Annotated in this window: 15 protein-coding genes and 1 other annotated feature (1 of these 16 cut by a window edge); of the genes, 12 read left to right on the plus strand and 3 right to left on the minus strand. The window is 51.0% G+C overall.

The genetic code is table 11. The annotated features are described in order from the left end of the window. Positions 1 to 139 (minus strand) — a binding site (T-box leader) (it extends 84 nt beyond the left edge of the window). 135 nt (positions 140 to 274) lie between these two features. From AC50Y3_RS27760 to AC50Y3_RS27780, 5 genes are all read left to right on the plus strand, one after another. After that, a complete protein-coding gene (locus AC50Y3_RS27760; RefSeq protein ID WP_494821947.1) occupies positions 275 to 802 on the plus strand; it encodes a hypothetical protein in 528 nt (175 codons plus the stop codon). 321 nt (positions 803 to 1123) lie between these two features. Further along, complete coding sequence (locus tag AC50Y3_RS27765; protein ID WP_494821948.1) at positions 1124 to 1897, plus strand: hypothetical protein; 774 nt, start codon at positions 1124 to 1126, stop codon at positions 1895 to 1897. 43 nt (positions 1898 to 1940) lie between these two features. After that, positions 1941 to 6392 (plus strand): S-layer homology domain-containing protein, encoded by a 4452-nt coding sequence (locus AC50Y3_RS27770; protein ID WP_494821949.1) that lies wholly within the window; start codon positions 1941 to 1943, stop codon positions 6390 to 6392. Between the two features lie 73 nt (positions 6393 to 6465). After that, on the plus strand, positions 6466 to 7167 hold the full coding sequence (locus AC50Y3_RS27775; protein ID WP_494821950.1) for a cytochrome c biogenesis CcdA family protein: 702 nt from the start codon (positions 6466 to 6468) through the stop codon (positions 7165 to 7167). 13 nt (positions 7168 to 7180) lie between these two features. Further along, positions 7181 to 7729 (plus strand): TlpA family protein disulfide reductase, encoded by a 549-nt coding sequence (locus AC50Y3_RS27780; RefSeq protein ID WP_494821951.1) that lies wholly within the window; start codon positions 7181 to 7183, stop codon positions 7727 to 7729. Between the two features lie 56 nt (positions 7730 to 7785). Here AC50Y3_RS27780 and AC50Y3_RS27785 read toward each other — a convergent pair whose 3' ends face one another. Beyond that, positions 7786 to 9153 (minus strand): dicarboxylate/amino acid:cation symporter, encoded by a 1368-nt coding sequence (locus AC50Y3_RS27785; RefSeq protein WP_494821952.1) that lies wholly within the window; start codon positions 9151 to 9153, stop codon positions 7786 to 7788. 259 nt (positions 9154 to 9412) lie between these two features. Here AC50Y3_RS27785 and AC50Y3_RS27790 point away from each other — a divergent pair, with 259 nt between their 5' ends. The 7 genes from AC50Y3_RS27790 (at position 9413) to AC50Y3_RS27820 (ending at position 16985) form a co-directional block, all read left to right on the plus strand. Beyond that, positions 9413 to 10099 carry a class I SAM-dependent methyltransferase gene (locus AC50Y3_RS27790; protein ID WP_494821953.1) on the plus strand — a complete coding sequence of 229 codons (687 nt, stop codon included), beginning with the start codon at positions 9413 to 9415 and terminating at the stop codon, positions 10097 to 10099. 145 nt (positions 10100 to 10244) lie between these two features. Further along, the gene (locus tag AC50Y3_RS27795) at positions 10245 to 10505 is read left to right on the plus strand and encodes a hypothetical protein (RefSeq protein WP_494821954.1); all 261 of its coding nucleotides are present in this window, start codon (positions 10245 to 10247) and stop codon (positions 10503 to 10505) included. A gap of 140 nt (positions 10506 to 10645) precedes the next feature. Further along, complete coding sequence (locus AC50Y3_RS27800) at positions 10646 to 11749, plus strand: N-acetylmuramoyl-L-alanine amidase family protein (protein ID WP_494821955.1); 1104 nt, start codon at positions 10646 to 10648, stop codon at positions 11747 to 11749. Between the two features lie 220 nt (positions 11750 to 11969). After that, positions 11970 to 12530: a hypothetical protein gene (locus AC50Y3_RS27805; RefSeq protein WP_494821956.1), complete on the plus strand. Its 561-nt coding sequence runs from the start codon at positions 11970 to 11972 to the stop codon at positions 12528 to 12530. 15 nt (positions 12531 to 12545) lie between these two features. Further along, the gene (locus AC50Y3_RS27810) at positions 12546 to 13145 is read left to right on the plus strand and encodes an eCIS core domain-containing protein (RefSeq protein WP_494821957.1); all 600 of its coding nucleotides are present in this window, start codon (positions 12546 to 12548) and stop codon (positions 13143 to 13145) included. A 99-nt stretch (positions 13146 to 13244) separates the two neighbouring features. Next, the gene (locus AC50Y3_RS27815; protein ID WP_494821958.1) at positions 13245 to 14654 is read left to right on the plus strand and encodes a glycoside hydrolase family 71/99 protein; all 1410 of its coding nucleotides are present in this window, start codon (positions 13245 to 13247) and stop codon (positions 14652 to 14654) included. Between the two features lie 180 nt (positions 14655 to 14834). After that, positions 14835 to 16985, plus strand: a complete 2151-nt coding sequence (locus AC50Y3_RS27820; RefSeq protein WP_494821959.1) for an acyltransferase family protein — start codon at positions 14835 to 14837, stop codon at positions 16983 to 16985. Positions 16986 to 17042: 57 nt separating this feature from the next. Here the strand turns inward: AC50Y3_RS27820 and AC50Y3_RS27825 are convergent, their stop codons facing one another. Then, positions 17043 to 17903 (minus strand): ABC transporter ATP-binding protein, encoded by an 861-nt coding sequence (locus tag AC50Y3_RS27825; protein ID WP_494821960.1) that lies wholly within the window; start codon positions 17901 to 17903, stop codon positions 17043 to 17045. Between the two features lie 14 nt (positions 17904 to 17917). Then, positions 17918 to 18961 (minus strand): FecCD family ABC transporter permease, encoded by a 1044-nt coding sequence (locus tag AC50Y3_RS27830; protein ID WP_494821961.1) that lies wholly within the window; start codon positions 18959 to 18961, stop codon positions 17918 to 17920. Position 18962 lies beyond the last annotated feature (1 nt).

Raw genomic sequence — 18962 nt, forward strand, 5'->3', positions numbered from 1 at the left:
TGCTCCTTCTGCACATGGCAGTTTCGGAGACGAGAAGCTCGGGAAATGTAATTCACGTTCAACCTGTACCGGCTTGCACCAACCGCCGGCTCTCTGGAAGCAAGATTAGAACGCTGCTGTTTTCCTTCATGGCTTTATCCATTTGGCTTATTGAAATAACTTTATACGATAGTGGCTCAGCATGTCAACTTTGAAGGGAGCTGAAGAAGAACTTGGCAGGTTTTTCGCTACGTTATAAGATAAGACCATACCAGCGAAGGGAGCTCGATCACACATGTTTGATCCGACCGTATTTGATAACTTGAAGGTAGCGATTGAGAACCAAGTCTATGATTTGGACAATATTGCCGGGCAGATATTGATTACGCATCGAGTCGATCGGCTGGAAATGGCAGTTATGGCACGGGTATTCGCGCTGCAATTCACGCTGGTGAACGGAGACGGCATTACGGCTGAGATCCGGCTGGAAGCATCGCTGAAGGATCTCGCGGCAGAGCTGCTGGAGCAGAAAGGCGAAAACCCGGGATGTACGCTGCGATTGCGCTTCTATATGCCGGTTCAAGATATTGAAGCGGAGTGCAAAGCGATCGAGCAGAAGATCGTTGACTTGTGGCAGCCGGAGCTGCCGCCCACACAAACGCTTAGCTTTACGTTCGGCGAAAAGACGGTCAGTTATTTCAATGAAATTGAATTGCATTTCAACCGGAAAATCAACGAGGAGCAAATGGAGGATTTGCCGGATCTTATCGATCATGTGATGCAGACGCTTGAGGCGCTGGATGGCCTAAGCACGGCGGATTGACGGGGTATTTTCAGGTACGGATTTTAATTCCGACAAAAACGATAGGAAAAGTCTTGACAATGGATTCTATTGCCAATAAGATAGAAACAAGTAAAGCAAACGACAGCAATTTATTTGTCGGATGGCATAGGATGATCAGTCTACTGGACCACCAGAGATTCAATGAGAGCGTGAATGTACACGCCATCGTTGGGTCTTCTTTTTTTATCCGGAATCATTATTAAGGGGGAGGAACGACGAAGTAAGCTGTCGTTCTTTACAGGCAAGACAAATTGAGATTCCACTACACTATGCTCAGAGAGCGAAAAGGAGATTCCTTCTATGAAAAAACCAAAAGTGTCCAAACTTACTTATTCCTTGGTCATCGCAAGCGCTGTGTTTCTGGTGTTGACTTATACCGCAGTATTCGCCAATAAAGATTCGCAAGAGGGTTCCGCTTCAACACCAAATGCCGCTACTACTGTTGAACAAGCTGCAGCACCGGCGGTTGCACCTGCGGAAACGAAAGAGGCCGCTCCTGCAGCAGTAGTAACAACGGAAGAAAAGCAACCGGAAGCAACTGTCGCTCCTGCTGCAGAAACGCCGGCAGCTGAACCAGCTGTTGAGACTGTAGCTGCACCATCCGATGAAACACAAGCTGTGACAATTGAAAATACGGATGCTTCCGCTAAAGAAACGAAAGCAGCGCCGGCAGCATCGACTAAAGCTGCAGCGGTGAAGCAAGTGAAAGCCGCAGCAGCAACAACAAGCCCGAAAGCTGCTTCCCCGGAAACGACCAGCTCCGCTGCACCTAAAGCAGCTGCAGTATCCGAGAAGCAAGAAAAACCGGCAGCTGTTGTATCCGCACCTGTAGTTGAGGAGCAACCAAGCACACCGGCTCCGGCAGCAGCTCCTGCTGAAAAAGGACCGAAAAAAGTGGGCTCCCTGGTGGCTAAGAAAGAAACTCCACAAGCAGCTGCACCTTCGACGTCTTCGTCGAGCTCGTCGTCGTCATCTAACTCTTCTTCCTCACAACCGTCTTCACCATCTTCGGATTCAGGCTCTTCGGACACTGAGGACTGCGGCGTGGTAAGTGACGTAGAGGATTGCAATTAAGCTGCATACTTCACACTTATCCGACTATTAGGAGCGTAACTATATGCGAAAACATCAACCCATTGTCAGACTAGGAGCATTACTACTAGCCATCTTCCTAACGATTCCGTTCTTCCAAGCTTCGACCGCTGCCGCGGATCCGGCAAGCCCGAGCCCAAGCCCAAGTACTATCAGCCATTATGATTATTTTAGCGACGTATACCCGAATTTGCAGGATGCCCATCATGTGTTCAGAACGGCTACGTATGAGGATATCGCTCACCTATTCGAGAGTGAAGGAACATACGCCATACTGTTTGGCGGCGCATCCGTTGCCAGCACACAGGCGAACATTGGCTTCATCAATCAGGTTGCCAAAGAATACAACATCTCGACCATCTACAACTTTGATACGAAGCTGGATGGTGTCAGCTTAGATCTTGCAGACAGCACCAACCAGTTTGCCGGTGTATACACGGATCTGGTGAACAAATATTTGACGAAGAAGGATGCGAGCGGCGGAGCAATTGAAGTAAGTCCCGCAGCAGACGTCAAAGACCAAACGTTCCTCTTTATTTACAACAAGGACAATAAAGACGGCGCGAACAGCCAGCCAATCGTTGCTTCGCTGAAAAGCAGCAACAGCGCGGCTGATTTCCTGACAGACGGCGCGGAGGATGCGGCGAAGGTAACGGCGTATAAGGATCAAGTTAAAGCGGTCTTTGGCGCAGCGCAATCCTTCGACACGATCAATCCGAACGATTTCATTGAATTGGCTTTCAATAAGAACGTGAAATTCAACTCGACTAACGGACGCGATATCTTCGACGGTACGGATGGTAACGTCGTGTTGGAACATGTAACGTATCATGAGCTTACGAAATTGCTCGCTTCACAAGGCAACTACGCGATTCTCTTCGGCGGATCGTGGTGCCCGAATACGCAGGCGGCGATTAAGTTTATCAATGAATACGCGAAGAAATACAACGTCGATAAAGTGTACATGTGGGATCCTAGGCTGGATGCGGGCGTAGATGTGACGCAGACGGATTCGCCTACATTCAACTCTCACGATATCGATCGTCTGATGGTGCGCGGAACCGGCCATCCATATGCCAATCTGTATGTGGACCTGGTGAAAACGTACCTGACGAACATTAAGACGCAATACGTGAAAGGTACTACGGACGTACGTTACACCGATGCGAATAACAATGAAATCATTGTAAACAAACTGCAGGTTCCTTACTTGTTCACGTACAACAAGGACAACAAGGATGCAGACGGGAACAGCGCTCCGATTCTTGGACATGTCGAGCTGATGTATTCATGGACGAATATCCAGCCGGATTACGTATCGAACGGCGTATTGCCAAACACGGTTTACAAGGGTGCACTCGACAAACTGTTCTCGAGATTAGAGGCTGTACCGACGGGCCTTACTGGGGTTGCGCCAACTTCGGCATCCGCAAATGACGGCCGCATTACCGGCACGAAAGCGGGCTTGGAATACAAGCTGGCCGGAGCTGCAAGCTACACAGCTGTAACGGGCAATTCCATTACAGGCTTGGCAGCAGGTACTTACAGTGTCCGTTATGCGGCAAAGCCGGGCTACAATGGTCCGGTCAGCCAGCGAGTGAACAATGTATCGACGCTGATTGCGCCAGCCGAAGTCCTGTATAGCGCAGGTGAGTCCGTGGATGTAGTCGTACCGCCTTCAACCAATGCTATCAGCCAGTATAATTATTTTAGCGACGTATACCCGAATTTGAAGGATGCCCATCATGTGCTTAGAACGGCTACGTATGAGGATATCGCTCACCTATTCGAGAGTGAAGGAACATACGCCATACTGTTTGGCGGCGCATCCGTTGCCAGCACACAGGCGAACATTGGCTTCATCAATCAGGTTGCCAAAGAATACAACATCTCGACCATCTACAACTTTGATACGAAGCTTGATGGGGTCAGCTTAGATCTTGCAGACAGCACCAACCCGTTTGCTTCCGTGTACACGGATCTGGTGAACAAATATTTGACGAAGAAGGATGCGAGCGGCGCAGCAATTGAAGTGAGTCCCGCAGCAGACGTCAAAGACCAAACGTTCCTCTTTATTTACAACAAGGACAATAAAGACGGCGCGAACAGCCAGCCAATCGTTGCTTCGCTGAAAAGCAGCAACAGCGCGGCTGATTTCCTGACAGACGGCGTGGAGGATGCGGCGAAGGTAACCGCGTATAAGGATCAAGTCAAAGCGGTCTTTGGCGCAGCGCAATCCTTCGACACGATCAATCCGAACGATTTTATCGAATTGGCTTTCAATAAAAACGTGAAATTCAATTCGACTAACGGACGGGACATCTTCGACGGTACGGATGGTAACGTCGTGTTGGAACACGTAACGTATCATGAGCTTACGAAATTGCTCGCTTCACAAGGCAACTACGCGATTCTCTTCGGCGGATCGTGGTGCCCGAATACGCAGGCGGCGATAAAGTTTATCAATGAATACGCGAAGAAATACAACGTCGATAAAGTGTATATGTGGGATCCTAGACTGGATGCGGGCGTAGATGTGACGCAGACGGATTCGCCTACATTCAACTCTCACGATATCGATCGTCTGATGATTCGCGGAACCGGCCATCCATATGCCAATCTGTATGTGGACCTAGTGAAAACGTACCTGACGAACATTAAGACGCAATACGTGAAAGGAACTACGGACGTACGTTACACCGATGCGAATAACAATGAAATCATTGTAAACAAGCTGCAGGTTCCTTACTTGTTCACGTACAACAAGGACAACAAGGATGCAGACGGGAACAGCGCTCCGATTCTTGGACATGTCGAGCTGATGTATTCGTGGACGAATATCCAGCCGGATTACGTATCGAACGGCGTATTGCCAAACACGGTTTACAAGGGTGCACTCGACAAACTGTTCTCAAGATTAGAGGCTGTACCGACAGGCCTTACTGGGGTTGCGCCAACTTCGTCATCCGCAAATGACGGCCGCATTACCGGCACGAAAGCAGGCTTGGAATACAAGCTGGCCGGAGCTGCAAGCTACACAGCTGTAACGGGCAATTCCATTACAGGCTTGGCAGCAGGTACTTACAATGTCCGTTATGCGGCTAAACCGGGCTACAATGGTCCAGTCAGCCAGCGAGTAGGTAATGTATCGACGCTGATTGCGCCAACCGAAGTCCTGTACAATGCGGGAGCATCCGTGGATGTTGTCGTTCCCGGAGATCAAATTATTAGTCCACCAACGCCGCCTTACGCAGTGAGCACGCCTCCTGCTGTGGAGGTAACGAATACAACTGCAGGTGATACAGCTACTTCAACCTTTACCGTACCTTCCAAAACCGATGCGGCTACAGGTACAACATCAGCTGTTGTCACGAAGGAAGTGGTTACAGCTCTTGTAGCCGATGCGAAGAAAGCAGAAACGGCCGGAAAATCAGCTGTTGTCGAATTTAAGGTAGAAGCAAGCGCAGCTACTCAAACCGGCCAGCTAAGCATTCCGCGCAGTGCTTTCAACGAAGTCGCAGATGGCACTGGGGCGCAGGTTAAAGTGAACTACACGGCTGTCGGTTCCATAGTGTTCGACTCGAAAGCAGTGGAGAACATTCGTGCAGCTTCCGGTGACGCCGATATCACGATAGAAATTGCTAAGCGTGAGCTTACCGAAGAAGGCAAGCAAGTACTAGGTGACCGACCTGTATATGAGCTGACGGTGAAAGCGGGAGACCAAACGGTTTCAACTTTTGGCGGAGGCAGTGTCAAAGTCAGTGTGCCGTATACGCTGAAGGCGGACGAAGATCCGAATGCAGTCGTGGTCTACTATTTGACCGATGATGGTTACTTGGAAACGGTAAACGGAGTGTTCAACGCTGCAACGGGAACGGTTGACTTCGTGACGACTCATTTCTCGCAATATATCGTGGGCTACAATAAGGTTGTATTCTCCGATGTTGCACCAGCTTCTTGGTACAGCAAAGCGGTAACCTTCCTTGCAGCAAGAGATATTGCTACGGGTACGGACGAGACTCACTACAGCCCGCTCGCGAACGTAACTCGCGGTCAGTTCTTGGTGCTGCTATTGAAAGCATATGGCATCGTGCCGAACGAGACTGAAGCGGATAATTTCGCGGATGCAGGCAATACCTATTACTCGAATTATCTAGGCGCAGCGAAACGTCTGGGCATCACAACCGGGCTTGGCGACAATCTGTTTGCACCGGATAAAGCCATTACCCGTCAAGATCTGTTTACGCTTCTGTATCGCTCGCTTGACGCACTTGGCAAGCTTCCAACGGCCAAATCAGGCGCGAGTGTAAGCAGCTTCACAGACGCTGATCAAATTGCTGCTTACGCGCAAGAGGCGGCTGCAGCGCTCGTGGAAGGCGGAATCGTATCCGGCAATAACGGCAAGTTAAGCCCTAAAGGGGTTACGACTAGAGCCGAGGTTGCTCAAGTATTGTATAACTTGCTCTCGAGCAAATAGAAGATTCGTTCAAAATGGGCATCCAATCGGCTGCCCATTTTGTCCATTTTAAGTAAGAGTAGGAGGAGAAAGCATGGATCTCATCGTTGCCTTCTCAGCAGGACTGCTTTCTTTCCTGTCGCCGTGCGTGCTGCCGCTTATCCCGATCTATCTCAGTCATCTTGTCGGGACGTCGGTAGCTGAACACCAGTCGCATCAAGCCAGAATGAAATTGCTTCTGAAAGCGGGTTTCTTCATTACAGGATTCACGGCTGTTTTTATGCTGCTTGGCATCTCGGTAAGCTCAGTCAGTCAGTTGCTGACGATGAATATAGAGGTTGTAAAGGAAATTGGCGGCGTGCTGATTATTATCTTGGGCTTACATACAACAGGGCTCGTGAAGATAAAAGCCTTGTATGCTGAGAAGCGGCTGTTGTCATTTGGCAAAGTCGGGGAGAAGACGGCCTTCGGCTCACTCCTGCTCGGCATGGCTTTCGCGGCAGGCTGGACGCCGTGTGTCGGGCCGATTCTCTCTTCCATTCTTATTTATGCAGGCAGCATGGACACGATTGGGAAAGGCGTATGGCTGCTGGCGGCTTACGCAATGGGACTAGCCCTGCCGCTTATAATGGCAGCGCTCCTGGTGGGAAATCTATCGGGTTATATGAAGCGGTTTGCGGTTTATTTTCCTGTGGTATCGATCGTTAGCGGAGTCATTATGATAATCATAGGTATCCTCGTGTTTACGGATAATCTGGAGCTGATCAGTCAGGGCCAAGGCCTGTTCGATCTATAAAGGAGTTTAATGGATGAAGAGAAGCGTACTGTTATGGGGGATGCTGCTTCTTGTCATGACGATTGCAGCCGCCGTGTATGTCACCGGTCATTACAGTCTAAGTGATGCGGAAGCGGGTGTTGTTGCATCCCAAACCGCTAAGGCAACCGAAGATCGGGCAATAGAGTTTACTTTAGAGGATTTGAACGGGAATCATGTTTCATTGCGGGAGCTGAGAGGCCATAACGTCTATATCAATTTCTGGGCAAGCTGGTGCAAATACTGCAAGAAGGAAATGCCGGATATGAAGAAGATCTATGAGCACTATCAGGAGAAAGATCTTATTATTCTGACGGTCAATGTCGGCGAGAATCGAGAGAAGGCTGCCGCGTACCTGCAGGACAACGGCTACCCGTTCCGCGCTGTGCTCGATTCCGATAAGAAGATCACGATGAAGTACGGCATCACGTCGATTCCTGTATCTGTGTTTGTTGATCGACAGGGTAATATTGTGCAAAAACGAGTGGGTGCGATGAAGGAAGCGGAGATGAGGGCCGTTCTTGATCCGATGATCAACTCGTAACGAAATAAAGCCCTCCGGCGTCCAGCATGTGGACGGGAGGGCTATTTGACGACTTATTAAATTGCAGCTTGCAGGGAGATTTCATCGTCCTTGTCATTGTTGAAGGCTTCGCGGTCGAACTCGCCTTCCGAATTCGCAACGAGCAGGGAAGTAACGGTTGTTCCGGTTGCGTTGACTGTTGTGCGGCCCATATCGATCAGAGCCTCAACGCCCGCAACAATGGCAATGCCTTCAAGCGGAAGACCCAGTGCAGTCAATACGACTGTTGTCGAGATAACGGCTGGTCCCGGAACGCCGGCAACGCCGATTGATGAAACAATGCTGACAAGCACAAGCACGATATAATCCGTAAACGTCAGATCAATGCTGTACACCTGAGCGGTAAAAACAACGACGATGGCCGGCCAGATGCCGCCGCATGCGTTGAAGTTGACGGAGGCGCCAAGCGGTGCAACAAAGCTTGCGATACGCGGTGACACATGCAGACGCTTCGTAATGACATCCAGATTAACGGGAAGCGTTGCATAGCTGCTGCGGGTTGTAAATGCAACAGCGATTGTTGGATAGATTTTACGGAAGAAACGGATTGGATTAACCTTAGCAACGAAGAAGACCAAACCACCGAATACGAGAACAAAGTGTACGATCAGCGCAACATAAGAGGTGATGATGACACTTCCGAGCTCCTGCAGCGTCTCCCACCCATAATGGGAGGTAACACCGGCAATAAGTGCGAATACGCCATATGGCGTGAGTCGAATGATGAACTTCACGACCTGATGAAGCACTTGAGCGAGCGATTGAATCAAATCGCGGACGGGTTTTACCGTATCCGGATTTCTGGATCCGAGCTTGATAATGGCTACTGCAAGGAAGATTGCGAAGATAAGCACAGGCACAACTTTGCCATTGGCTGCTTCATTAATGGGATTGGATGGAACAAGATCAAGAATAACTTGGGAGAAAGTCGGGATTTCGCGAGCTTCAAAATCCGCCGGAGCCGCCTGTTGAATGCCGCTGCCCGGATTGAACGCAAGTGCGATCAGAAGACCGATAATGGAGCCGATTCCGGTGGTGCCAAGGAACCAAGCGAAGGTTTTAAGACCGATTTTGCGCAAATACTCCAGGTTGGTTAAGGATGAAATACTGTTCAGTACAAGGATGAAGACCAGTGGTACTACAAGCATACGAATTAAGCTTATGTACATGCTGCCGAACGTTGTAATGCCTTTGGTGTCATAGTCCAAGTTCTGAAACAGGATGCCGACTACAAGTCCGATGCCTAGGCCAATCAGTACCCGAGCGCCGAAGTTTACCCGCTTGCGTGCAAGAAAAAATAAGACCCAAAATACAAAGATGGAAGTAACAAAGCTGTACCAGTTCGTTTCAATGGCTGACAAAAAGTTGTTGTCTATATGTCCCATCGATTAATCCCCCTTAATCCAAGTTGTTTTATCGGAATATATTTTTACTCTAATCGCGAAGGGGAATATTGTCAATAGGGAAGAAAGCAAAGAGCGGATAAATATCAGCGAAGTGGTTTCTTCCAGGGAAGAAAGCAAAGAGCGGATAAATATCAGCGATTTGAGTATAGGCGAAAGCGATGGAGCTCATAGATTCTAAATATTTCACGGATTTGCATCGCTCTATTATGATGGATGCAGTCCTTGGGAGGTGTTCGGAATGGAGAAACACCAGCATGTTCGCAGCACATTCGATGAAACAGCAGCCGTGTACGATCAGCAGCGGCGGAAATTAATACCTTGCTTTGACGACTTTTACGGCGTTGCTTCGGCGCTCGCCGAGGTCGAAACGGAGGCACCTTCTATCTTGGATTTAGGTGCGGGAACGGGCCTGCTCTCTTCCTTTCTGTTGGAACGTTATCCGAAAGCGAAGCTTACGCTCATCGATTTGTCCGATAAGATGCTTGCTGTCGCGAAGTCGAGGTTTAAAGAATTTGATTCGAGCGTCACGTATCTCTGTGAAGACTATACAACCTTTGTCCCGGGAGAATCATTCGATATAATCGTTTCCGGGCTGTCGATCCACCATCTGTCCGATGCGGATAAGCTGACCTTGTATCGCAACAGCTTCGCTAATCTTAAACCGGGCGGCGTGTTTATCAATGCGGATCAGGTATTGGGGCATACGCCTTATGTAGATACACTCTATAAAGAGGACTGGAAAGGGAAGGTTGAAGCAAGCGGATTGACAACGTCTGAAATCGCGGCTGCTTACGAGCGGACGAAGCTCGATCGGATGGCCGATCTTCCAACCCAGCTAGGCTGGTTGGCCGAGGCTGGTTTCGCGGATGTGGACTGCGTGTATAAATATTATAATTTTGTTGTGATGTTCGGGAGAAAGCTGTAGCGGGCGACTGAGAGAGTTCGGTGGGTGAAGTGCGCATTGTGCCTTCACTTAGCCGGACTTTATTTTTTACCTCGTGGTTAAGCTATTGTGCCTATTTTACGGGTATAATGAGGACAACACCAAGATGTAGAAGGAGGACAAAAGGATGAGTCAAATGCTGAACAAGCTATGCGTGAAAACGTTCAATAATACGAATGTCATTACGGAAATCGGAGTCGTGAAGAAGGTGAATAACCGCACGATTCACGTGGATTGGGGCAAGAAAGTATGGGTGTATCAGAATCGCGAGTTTCGCTGGGTGCCGGTGTCGGAAGAAGAGTTCCTTCAGAAGTATGGCAAGAATAAATTTTCCCCTGAGGCACTTGCCAGAGCGGAAGAGCTCGGGCTGAATATCCAGAAGGGCTAGGGACATAGGTATAGAAAATGGAGTCGACTTTCTTCGACAACCTTCGCAGTACCTAATTTTTTTGTAAAATGTGGTGCCCTAATCGATAAACTGCTGATATAATAAGAGTCTACCTTTTTTATCCACTGGAAGGAGACTCTATGCGTAGATATATCAGCCTAGTAATAATGATTACACTTCTGGTCGGCAGCCTTGGCATTTCGATCGTCTCGGCAACATCTGCATTTCCTTATCAAGCTAAAGTGAACAGCAGCGCGCTCAATGTACGCAGCGAACCATCTCTGCAAGCATCTGTCGTAGGCAAGCTGAATAAAGGCGATATCGTTTCGGTTACGGATGAAGACAGCGACGGCTGGGTTCAGATTAAACACAACAAGTTGACCGGTTGGGCAGCCGGATATCTGCTCGGCAAGCTGGATGGCTCCGGTCAGGAATCCAGCCCGGCAGCTAATGAGCCGCCTACGAGCGGTACGGTAAGTACAAGCCCGGGTTCTACGGCGACAGTGCTTGCGGATTCGCTTCGGATTCGCTCCGGCCCGGGTGTGGGCTATAAGGTAGTCGGCTCCTTGACGCAAGGCGAGCAGATTACGATTACGGGCAGTCAGAGCGAATGGATCAAGATTCGTACGGCAGGCAGTACAACTGGCTGGGTGGCCAAGGCATACGTCGGCAAAGGCGCTGTCCCGCCGAAGCATTCCGGCAAGGGACTCAGAGGCAAGGTCATCGTCGTTGACGCCGGGCATGGCGGTAATGATCCGGGCATGATCGGAACAACGTACGAAACCAAGGAGAAAGACCTCACGCTTAGCACAGCGGGTTATCTCAAGCAGGAACTGCAAAGCTTAGGGGCTACGGTCATCATGACGCGGACGACGGATAAGAAGCCCGAGCTCTCGGAGCGTGTACGGATAAGCGAAAGAGCGGACGCGGATGCGTTCGTCAGCATTCATTATAATTCCTCGGAGAAACAAACGTCCGGCATCCTTACTTTCTTCTATTCCGAGAAGAAAGACAGACCGCTGGCGCAAGCTATTGAGGACGAATTGACTGAAGTCGGCGGGCTGCGCAGCCATGGTCTATCCTTCGGCGATCTGTATGTACTGCGGGAGAATGACACGGTAGCGACGTTGGTTGAGCTCGGATTTCTGTCGAACCGCAAGGATGAATCGATTGTTCGCGGATCGGCTTATCAGAAGAAAGCGGCTGCGGCTATTGCCAGAGGATTGGCGAATTATTTCGGATAAGCGGCTGTTTAACAACGCAGACGAGAAGGAGACTGCCCCTTGTGAGGGCGGTCTTCTTTTGCGTTTAGGCGTAAACAAGAAGCGTCTTCGAGGGGGCTCATGGACGGCTTAGAATGAATTGATATTTTTGGCAAACTGGTAGTATGAAATGCAGCAAAAATCCGCTAAAATAACGGTGACACCCACCTAATTATTCCATGGGAAGAAAAGGGGAATCGCCATGCTGACCGTACTGCGACGAATGCAGACAAGGCTGAGTATTTGGCAAGTCATCACAGGGTTGTTCATCGTATTGCTGGTTATTGAAGCGGTTGTGCTGCCTTACGGATCATCCAAGCTAAATGATTATTCAGGCAGTGCCGGCATTCTGGATTTGCGTTTCTCTTATTCCGTTGACCAGGCGTATGCCATAATCGGGGCATACAGCGACGCAGGGAGAGCTTTTTACGCCACATTTACGCTCACAGCAGATTTTATCTACCCCATCGTATACAGTATGTTCTTTGCGCTGCTGGCGACTGTTATTTACCGGCGTGCGTTCGTACCGAAGTCATGGGCCCAACAATTACCTCTTCTTATCTACATCACGCTCCTCCTGGATTACTTAGAAAATGCATGCATCGTGACGATGCTCACCAACTATCCGGATCGAATCACATTCATTGCAAAGGCCGGCAGTCTCTTTACTACACTGAAATGGACGATGGCGGCAATCAGCATTCTACTGCTGCTGTTCGGGGTAGTGATGCTGATCATCAAACGGTTGCGCAAAACCCATTAGAAAAGAGGAGTACCCGTGTCGCACGAGCATCAGTCCCCGTCTGCCAAGTTCAAACGTCCTTCCGCTTATCAAGCTGAAGCTCGGAGCAGTGAAAGCACGAAATCGAGTATGACCGCAGGTTCAACTGCCGGCGGTGAGCATATGCTCTCTCCACGGCAGGTGCTGCAGCTGCAGAAGGCAGCAGGCAATCGAGCGGTAGTGCAGATGATGCGGCAGAGCAGCCGCTCATCGGTAGTGCAGCGAAGCGAAGAGGGGGATGGCGAGCAGCGGCAGAAAGGACGTCTTCCTTCGAACGTTCAGGCGAAGATGGAAGCCGCCCTTCAGACGAATGTGTCGGATGTTCGCGTCCATGAGGACTCTTCGTCTGCGAGAGAAGTAGGGGCGCTCGCGTATACGCAGGGCAGCGATGTTCATTTTGCACCGGGTCAGTATCAACCGGATACCCAAGAAGGGCAAGAGCTGATTGGCCATGAGCTGCAGCACGTCGTCCAGCAGCGTAAAGGGCGAATCGAGCCGACCCTGTCCGTAGCCGGTATGCCGGTCAACGATGATCCTGCACTGGAGCAGGAAGCCGACGACATGGGCAAGAAGGCGGCTTCACAGAAAGTGGATTAATCGACGGCTTTGGCTTCGAACGGAAACCAATCTGCTTATATGCTCTCCTCCCGCATGGGGGAAGGGCATTTTTTCTATCAAGAGAGGGGATAGGAGAAGATGGGCATACAGGGTGAACAAGCTTTTCTGGCAGGGGCAATTAGATGGGATGCGTGGTTTCCGGGCAACGAAACTTACGCGGGGTTCGTGGATCCGACACTTTATACCCGTTATAGCAGCAGGGAGCCTATCGATGGCTGGTTCGATTCGGAGGTTCCGGATCATGCTGATCGGGTTGACCGCCAAATTCAAGCTGCGGCTGATGGGATGCTCGACTTCTGGGCTTTCGTCTGGTATCCGGATGATGATCCTCATGAGGGGATTAGACGGCTAAATAATCCGTTGAAGGACTACATGGCTTCTTCGAAACATGATCTGCTGCAGTTTGCGCTCATCCTGCAGACCGGTTGGGTAAGCGGCGCGAACCAAGAGGAGCGACGGGGCTGGCGGCGACGCAATGTACCTGAGTTTGTAGCGCTTATGAAGGACAAGCAGTATGTGCTGGTGGACGGCAACCGGCCGCTGCTGTTCTGGATGGACACGGGACTGCTGGATGACGCGGAGCGCGGATTCGGCAGCCGCTGGGCTGAAGAGCTGGCGTACTTGGCGGAAGCTTGCGCGGTGGCCGGTCTGGGTTCGCCTTACTTGGTTGATATGCGCAACGACTATGGATCTGCCGCTCGGTTTGGTTTCGACGGTGTATCCGATTATGGTCCGGCGTCGCACAGCGGCGAAGGGCATTACACGTTTGAAGAGCTGGCTCGCCATGATCGTAACAAACGAAATATCGAGAAGGGGCTTAAAGTGATCCCCGGCGTCAGTGCGGTTATCGATCCGAGTCCGCGCCATAATGAGACATGGACGGCTGCCGTTGGCGCTAGCTATTATGGGTACTCGTTTGAATTTCCGACCTATGCGGAATGGTTCGAGCATCTCAGCGAAATGCGCAGCTGGCTGTTCCGTCATCCGCAGCATACGAGCTCGCCGCCTGTAATGGCGATCTATGCATGGAATGAGCTGGATGAAGGCGGTCCCGGTATCATGCCGACGAAGCAGGAGGGCACAATGTTTCTGGATGCGCTTCGCGCTGTGAAGACTGGCGTTCATCCGGAGCGGATCGAGAATCGGATGAACGATTCGAACCCCGGTATCAGCTACGAAGGGAACTGGCAGCGGGAGCGCGGAGCTGCGGGCAGTTATAACGATGACTACACTTGGAGCGAAACGGAAGGGGATAGCTTCAGCTTCTCCTTCCATGGAACATGGGTGAAGCTGTGCGGAGAGCGAAGTATAGTCGGAGGGACGGCAACGGTTGAGATCGATGGTACTGCTGCTGCGGGTACTGCTTATCAGGAATTAAAGCAGGACAGCGTATGGTTCGAGGCAGAAGGCCTGGCGCCGGGTGCTCATGTGCTGCGCGTAACGTTGACTGGCGGCAAATTAGCGCTTGATGTGATTCGGTTCGGCTAAATGTGGGTATAGGACATGGTTACAGGATGGAGCGAGTCAGTCACATTTGATACCGAAATGTAACTCTTCTGTAACGCAAAAGGGGTCATATCGTTTTATAATCAAACATGCAGCCTAGAGACAGGTTAGTCAGTCAGCAAGTAGGGGGAAACGGTCCCCTGCCGGAAGGAGAATGTTAATATGCCAAAACCATTAGGAAACAGCGGCCGCTACATGCCCGGAATCGATGGTTTGCGTGCAATTGCCGTATTTGCGGTAATCGCTTATCATCTGAATCTATCGTGGGTACCGGGCGGGTTGCTGGGTGTAGGCATTTTCTTCGTCCTCTCCGGCTACTTGATAACCGATATATTGTTAAAACAACAGAGTCATACAAAGCGGCTGAATCTCGGTGATTTCTGGATACGCCGGGCGAGAAGACTGCTGCCGGCCATGTTTATCATGCTCCTGCTCGTTGCAGCTTGGCTGCTTTGTGCAGACCCGGCAAGACTGTCTTCGTTAAAAGGGGAAATCGGTTCAGCGCTGATCTATACGAGCAACTGGCGGCTGATTTTTCATCAGGTATCCTATTTCGAATCATTTGGGCCGCCGTCGCCGTTTGGCCATTTGTGGTCGCTCGCCGTTGAGGAGCAATTCTATCTCGTATGGCCGCTGGCACTTGTACTGTTAGTACGCTGGGTACCGCAGCGCGGTAAACTGGCGCTCGTCATATTGGCAGGGGCGGCAGCATCCGCAGGGCTGATGGCCGCGCTCTATGAACCGGGGCTTGATCCGAGCCGTGTCTATTACGGCACAGATACACGGGCTTTTGCGCTGCTGATCGGGGCTGCTTTGGCCGTGATATGGCCAAGCTGGAAGCTGTCCGATCATGCCAGAAGCAAGACGAAACTGGTGCTGGACGTCGTTGGCTTCAGCGGCCTGGCTGTTGTGCTGGCTATGATTGCAACTGTAGGCGAGTATGATGAGACGCTGTATCGCGGCGGAATGGTTGTATTGTCGCTTGCAACTGCGGCAGTTGTCGCCTCGCTGGCACATCCTTCGAGCAGAATTGGCCGCGTGCTGGGATATAAGCCGCTCCGCTATTTAGGGGTGCGATCCTACGGCATCTATCTCTATCATTATCCGATCATTGCTCTGACTACGCCTACGGCGGAGGTAGACGAGTTTCATGCGATGCGAGCCGTGCTCCAAGTGACGGCAGCTATTGTGTTGGCCGAACTCTCCGGGCGTTTTGTCGAGGAGCCGATTCGGCGCGGTGCGCTGGGCAGACTTCGCAGCAAGCTCTCGCAATTGGCCGCTAGGCAGCGACAGCCGCTTCGCGCAAGTCGGATCGTGCTGGTCATGTCACTATGCGCGCTGATGGCTGTAAGCGTATCATGCTCTACACAATTGTACGCGATAGACGGCGGATTATCGGTGGGCATTCCCATTCTGAAGCCGGGTATGTCAAATGTGAGGCCGGCCGAAGATCAAGCCGATCAGGCTGTATCGGAAGGTAGTCGGGAGACGGAGGATCGTCCTGTTGTGACGAAGCCGGATGATACGGAATCGAACGATACGACTCCGGGGGACGTGAGTCCGAGTGAACCGGACTCGGGAGATACGGATTCGAGTCAAACGAGCCCTGGCGATGCAGGCGTAATTGATACAAATCCAGTAGATGATGGGACAAGCCCTGAACAGCCGGTTACAAGTAAACCGGGCGAAGCGGGTACCGTAGCAGATAAGCCGGGCAACGGCGAGAAAGATCATGGCAGCACGAATGACAACGGAGCCACCAAGCCGACGACGACGCCATCAGTTAAACCAACCCCTCCTCCAACCAAACCAACGCCACATAAACCGATAACACCGCCTGCAGCAGGCAGTGTTACGGTAATCGGCGACTCGATTCTTCTGGATGCGAAGCCTTATCTGGAAGAGCTTGTGAAAGGAATTGTCGTGGACGGGAAGGTCGGACGGCAGATGTCCGAGGCTGACGAAGTAGTCCTGGAGCTGAAGGAAAGTAACAAGCTAGGGCAAACCGTCATTATTGAGCTTGGCACGAATGGCTCGTTCTCGGACAAGCAGCTGAATACGTTGTTAACGGCAATTGGCAGTGAACATAAAGTCATTCTCGTCAATACACGCGTTCCTCGTAAATGGCAGGATGTCGTAAACAATATGCTGGCCGATACGGTCACGAAGATCCCGGGTATTTCGCTTATCGACTGGTATTCCGCGAGTAAAGGACAAGACGATTTCTTCAGCAATGATGGCGTTCATCTGAGGAAGAACGGCGCGCAGTTCTTCGCACAATTGCTTGTAGACGCTTTGGCCAAACAATCCTAAACAAGAAGCCCCCGCGGGTCTGTGTAACACAGTCCCGCGGGGGCTTCTTCTACTCTATTAGCGAGGCGTCAGAAGCGCCTCATTCTCACTCTTGTTTCCGTTCATATTCGCCGTGTACGGATCACCAAGAAGTTTCCGGCCTTTGCCGTATGGAATACACAGCGGTGTTCCGAAGATCGGATCCTGTACGACCTGACATTCCATGTTGAACACCTCGTGAATAAACGACTCGTTCACAATTTGCTCCGGTTTTCCTTGCGCAAAGATGCGTCCTTCTTTAACCGCCACAATATGATGCGCGTACCGGCAAGCAAGATTGATGTCATGAAGCACCATCACGATAGTCCGGCTTTCTTGCGCGTTCAGATCAAAAAGGAGATCCAAAATTTCGATTTGATGCGTCATATCGAGATAGGTGGTAGGCTCATCGAGCAGTATCGTTTGCGTGTTCTGCGCTAACGTCATGGCGATCCAAGCGCGCTGCCGTTGCCCGCCTGATAGCGAGTCTACCGTACGAGCGGAGAATTCCTCCATATGGGTCGCTTGCAGCGCTTTCTTCACCATTTTCTCATCCTCTGCGGACCACTGTTGCAGGAAGCTCTGATACGGGTAGCGTCCCTGCTTCACGAGCTGCTGCACGGTCAATCCTTCCGGAGCTGTCGGCCCTTGCGGCAGAATAGCCAGACGCCTGGCCACTTCTTTGCTTGACAGTTTGGCAATGTCGGAGCCATCGAGCACGATGGAGCCTTCTTGCGGCTTCAATAAGCGGGCAAGGGAGCGCAGCAGGGTTGATTTGCCGCAGCCGTTGCTCCCGATAAACACCGTAATTTGGCCTTTCGGAATCTCTAATTCAAGTTTTGAAAAAATCGGCTTCTTTCCATACGATAACGTGAGGTTAGTAGCTGCAATAACAGACACAAGATTCACTCCTTTTACGAGTTGCGGTGGCGATAGAGCAAGAAGATAAAGAACGGCGCTCCGATTGCGGCCGTAAATACGCCTGCAGGGATATCGAGCGGAATAAACGCGACTCTGGCGACCAAATCAGACAGCATGAGGATAAGCGAGCCGATCAGAGCCGATACCGGAATGACGCCCCCGTACGAAGGGCCAACCAGCTTGCGCGCAATATGCGGAGCCATGAGCCCGATGAAATTGATGGCGCCGCCAATGGCCACTGCTGTACCTGCGAGTGCGACACTGATAATAAGCAACATCGTTCTTTTGGCATTGACGGAGCTGCCTACGCCTGTAGCGACCTCATCGCCGAGCTCTTGTACGTTCAGATGCCGGGCATAGATGAGCGCAATTGGCATTAATACGACCATCCATGGCAGCAGCGTAAGCACATCACGTTTCCAGGACACCCCGTAGATGCTGCCTGTCATGAACGTAAAGGCTTTTACCGCTACAGCTGTTGGCGTAAACGATGCAGTGAGGATGAGCATGTAGGTTGCTGCCGTTAACGCGGTTGCCATGCCAATCCCGATAAGCACTAGCCGAAGCGGGGTAATGCCTCGTCGATAAGCAAAGAGATAGATCAGGAATGCCGCGACGAAAGCGCCTGCAATCGAGCTGATCGGCATAAAGCGTATGCTGACATTTGACATATAAATGATAAAGAACACCGTACCGAGCGAAGCGCCGCCCGATATACCGATGACGTCGGGAGAAGTAAGCGGATTGCGTACGATACCTTGCAGCAGTGCACCGGAGACAGCCAGCATCGAACCCACCATAATGGCAATGACAACACGAGGCATCCTCAGTTTGAAAATAATCATGGAATCCGCTCGGTCGCCTATACCAAGCAACGAGCGAATCACCGCCATCGGGCTTACGACGGTGCTGCCCAGCCCAACACAGACAATGATGCCGACAAGATTGGCGGCAATTAAGAGCAGAATAACAGACAAGGTTCTGCGTTCGATTAGGAACGAGAGACGATTGTTTCGCAGTGTTAGAGACTTGCTCATG

The organism is Paenibacillus sp. J22R98 (genome assembly GCF_059383835.1).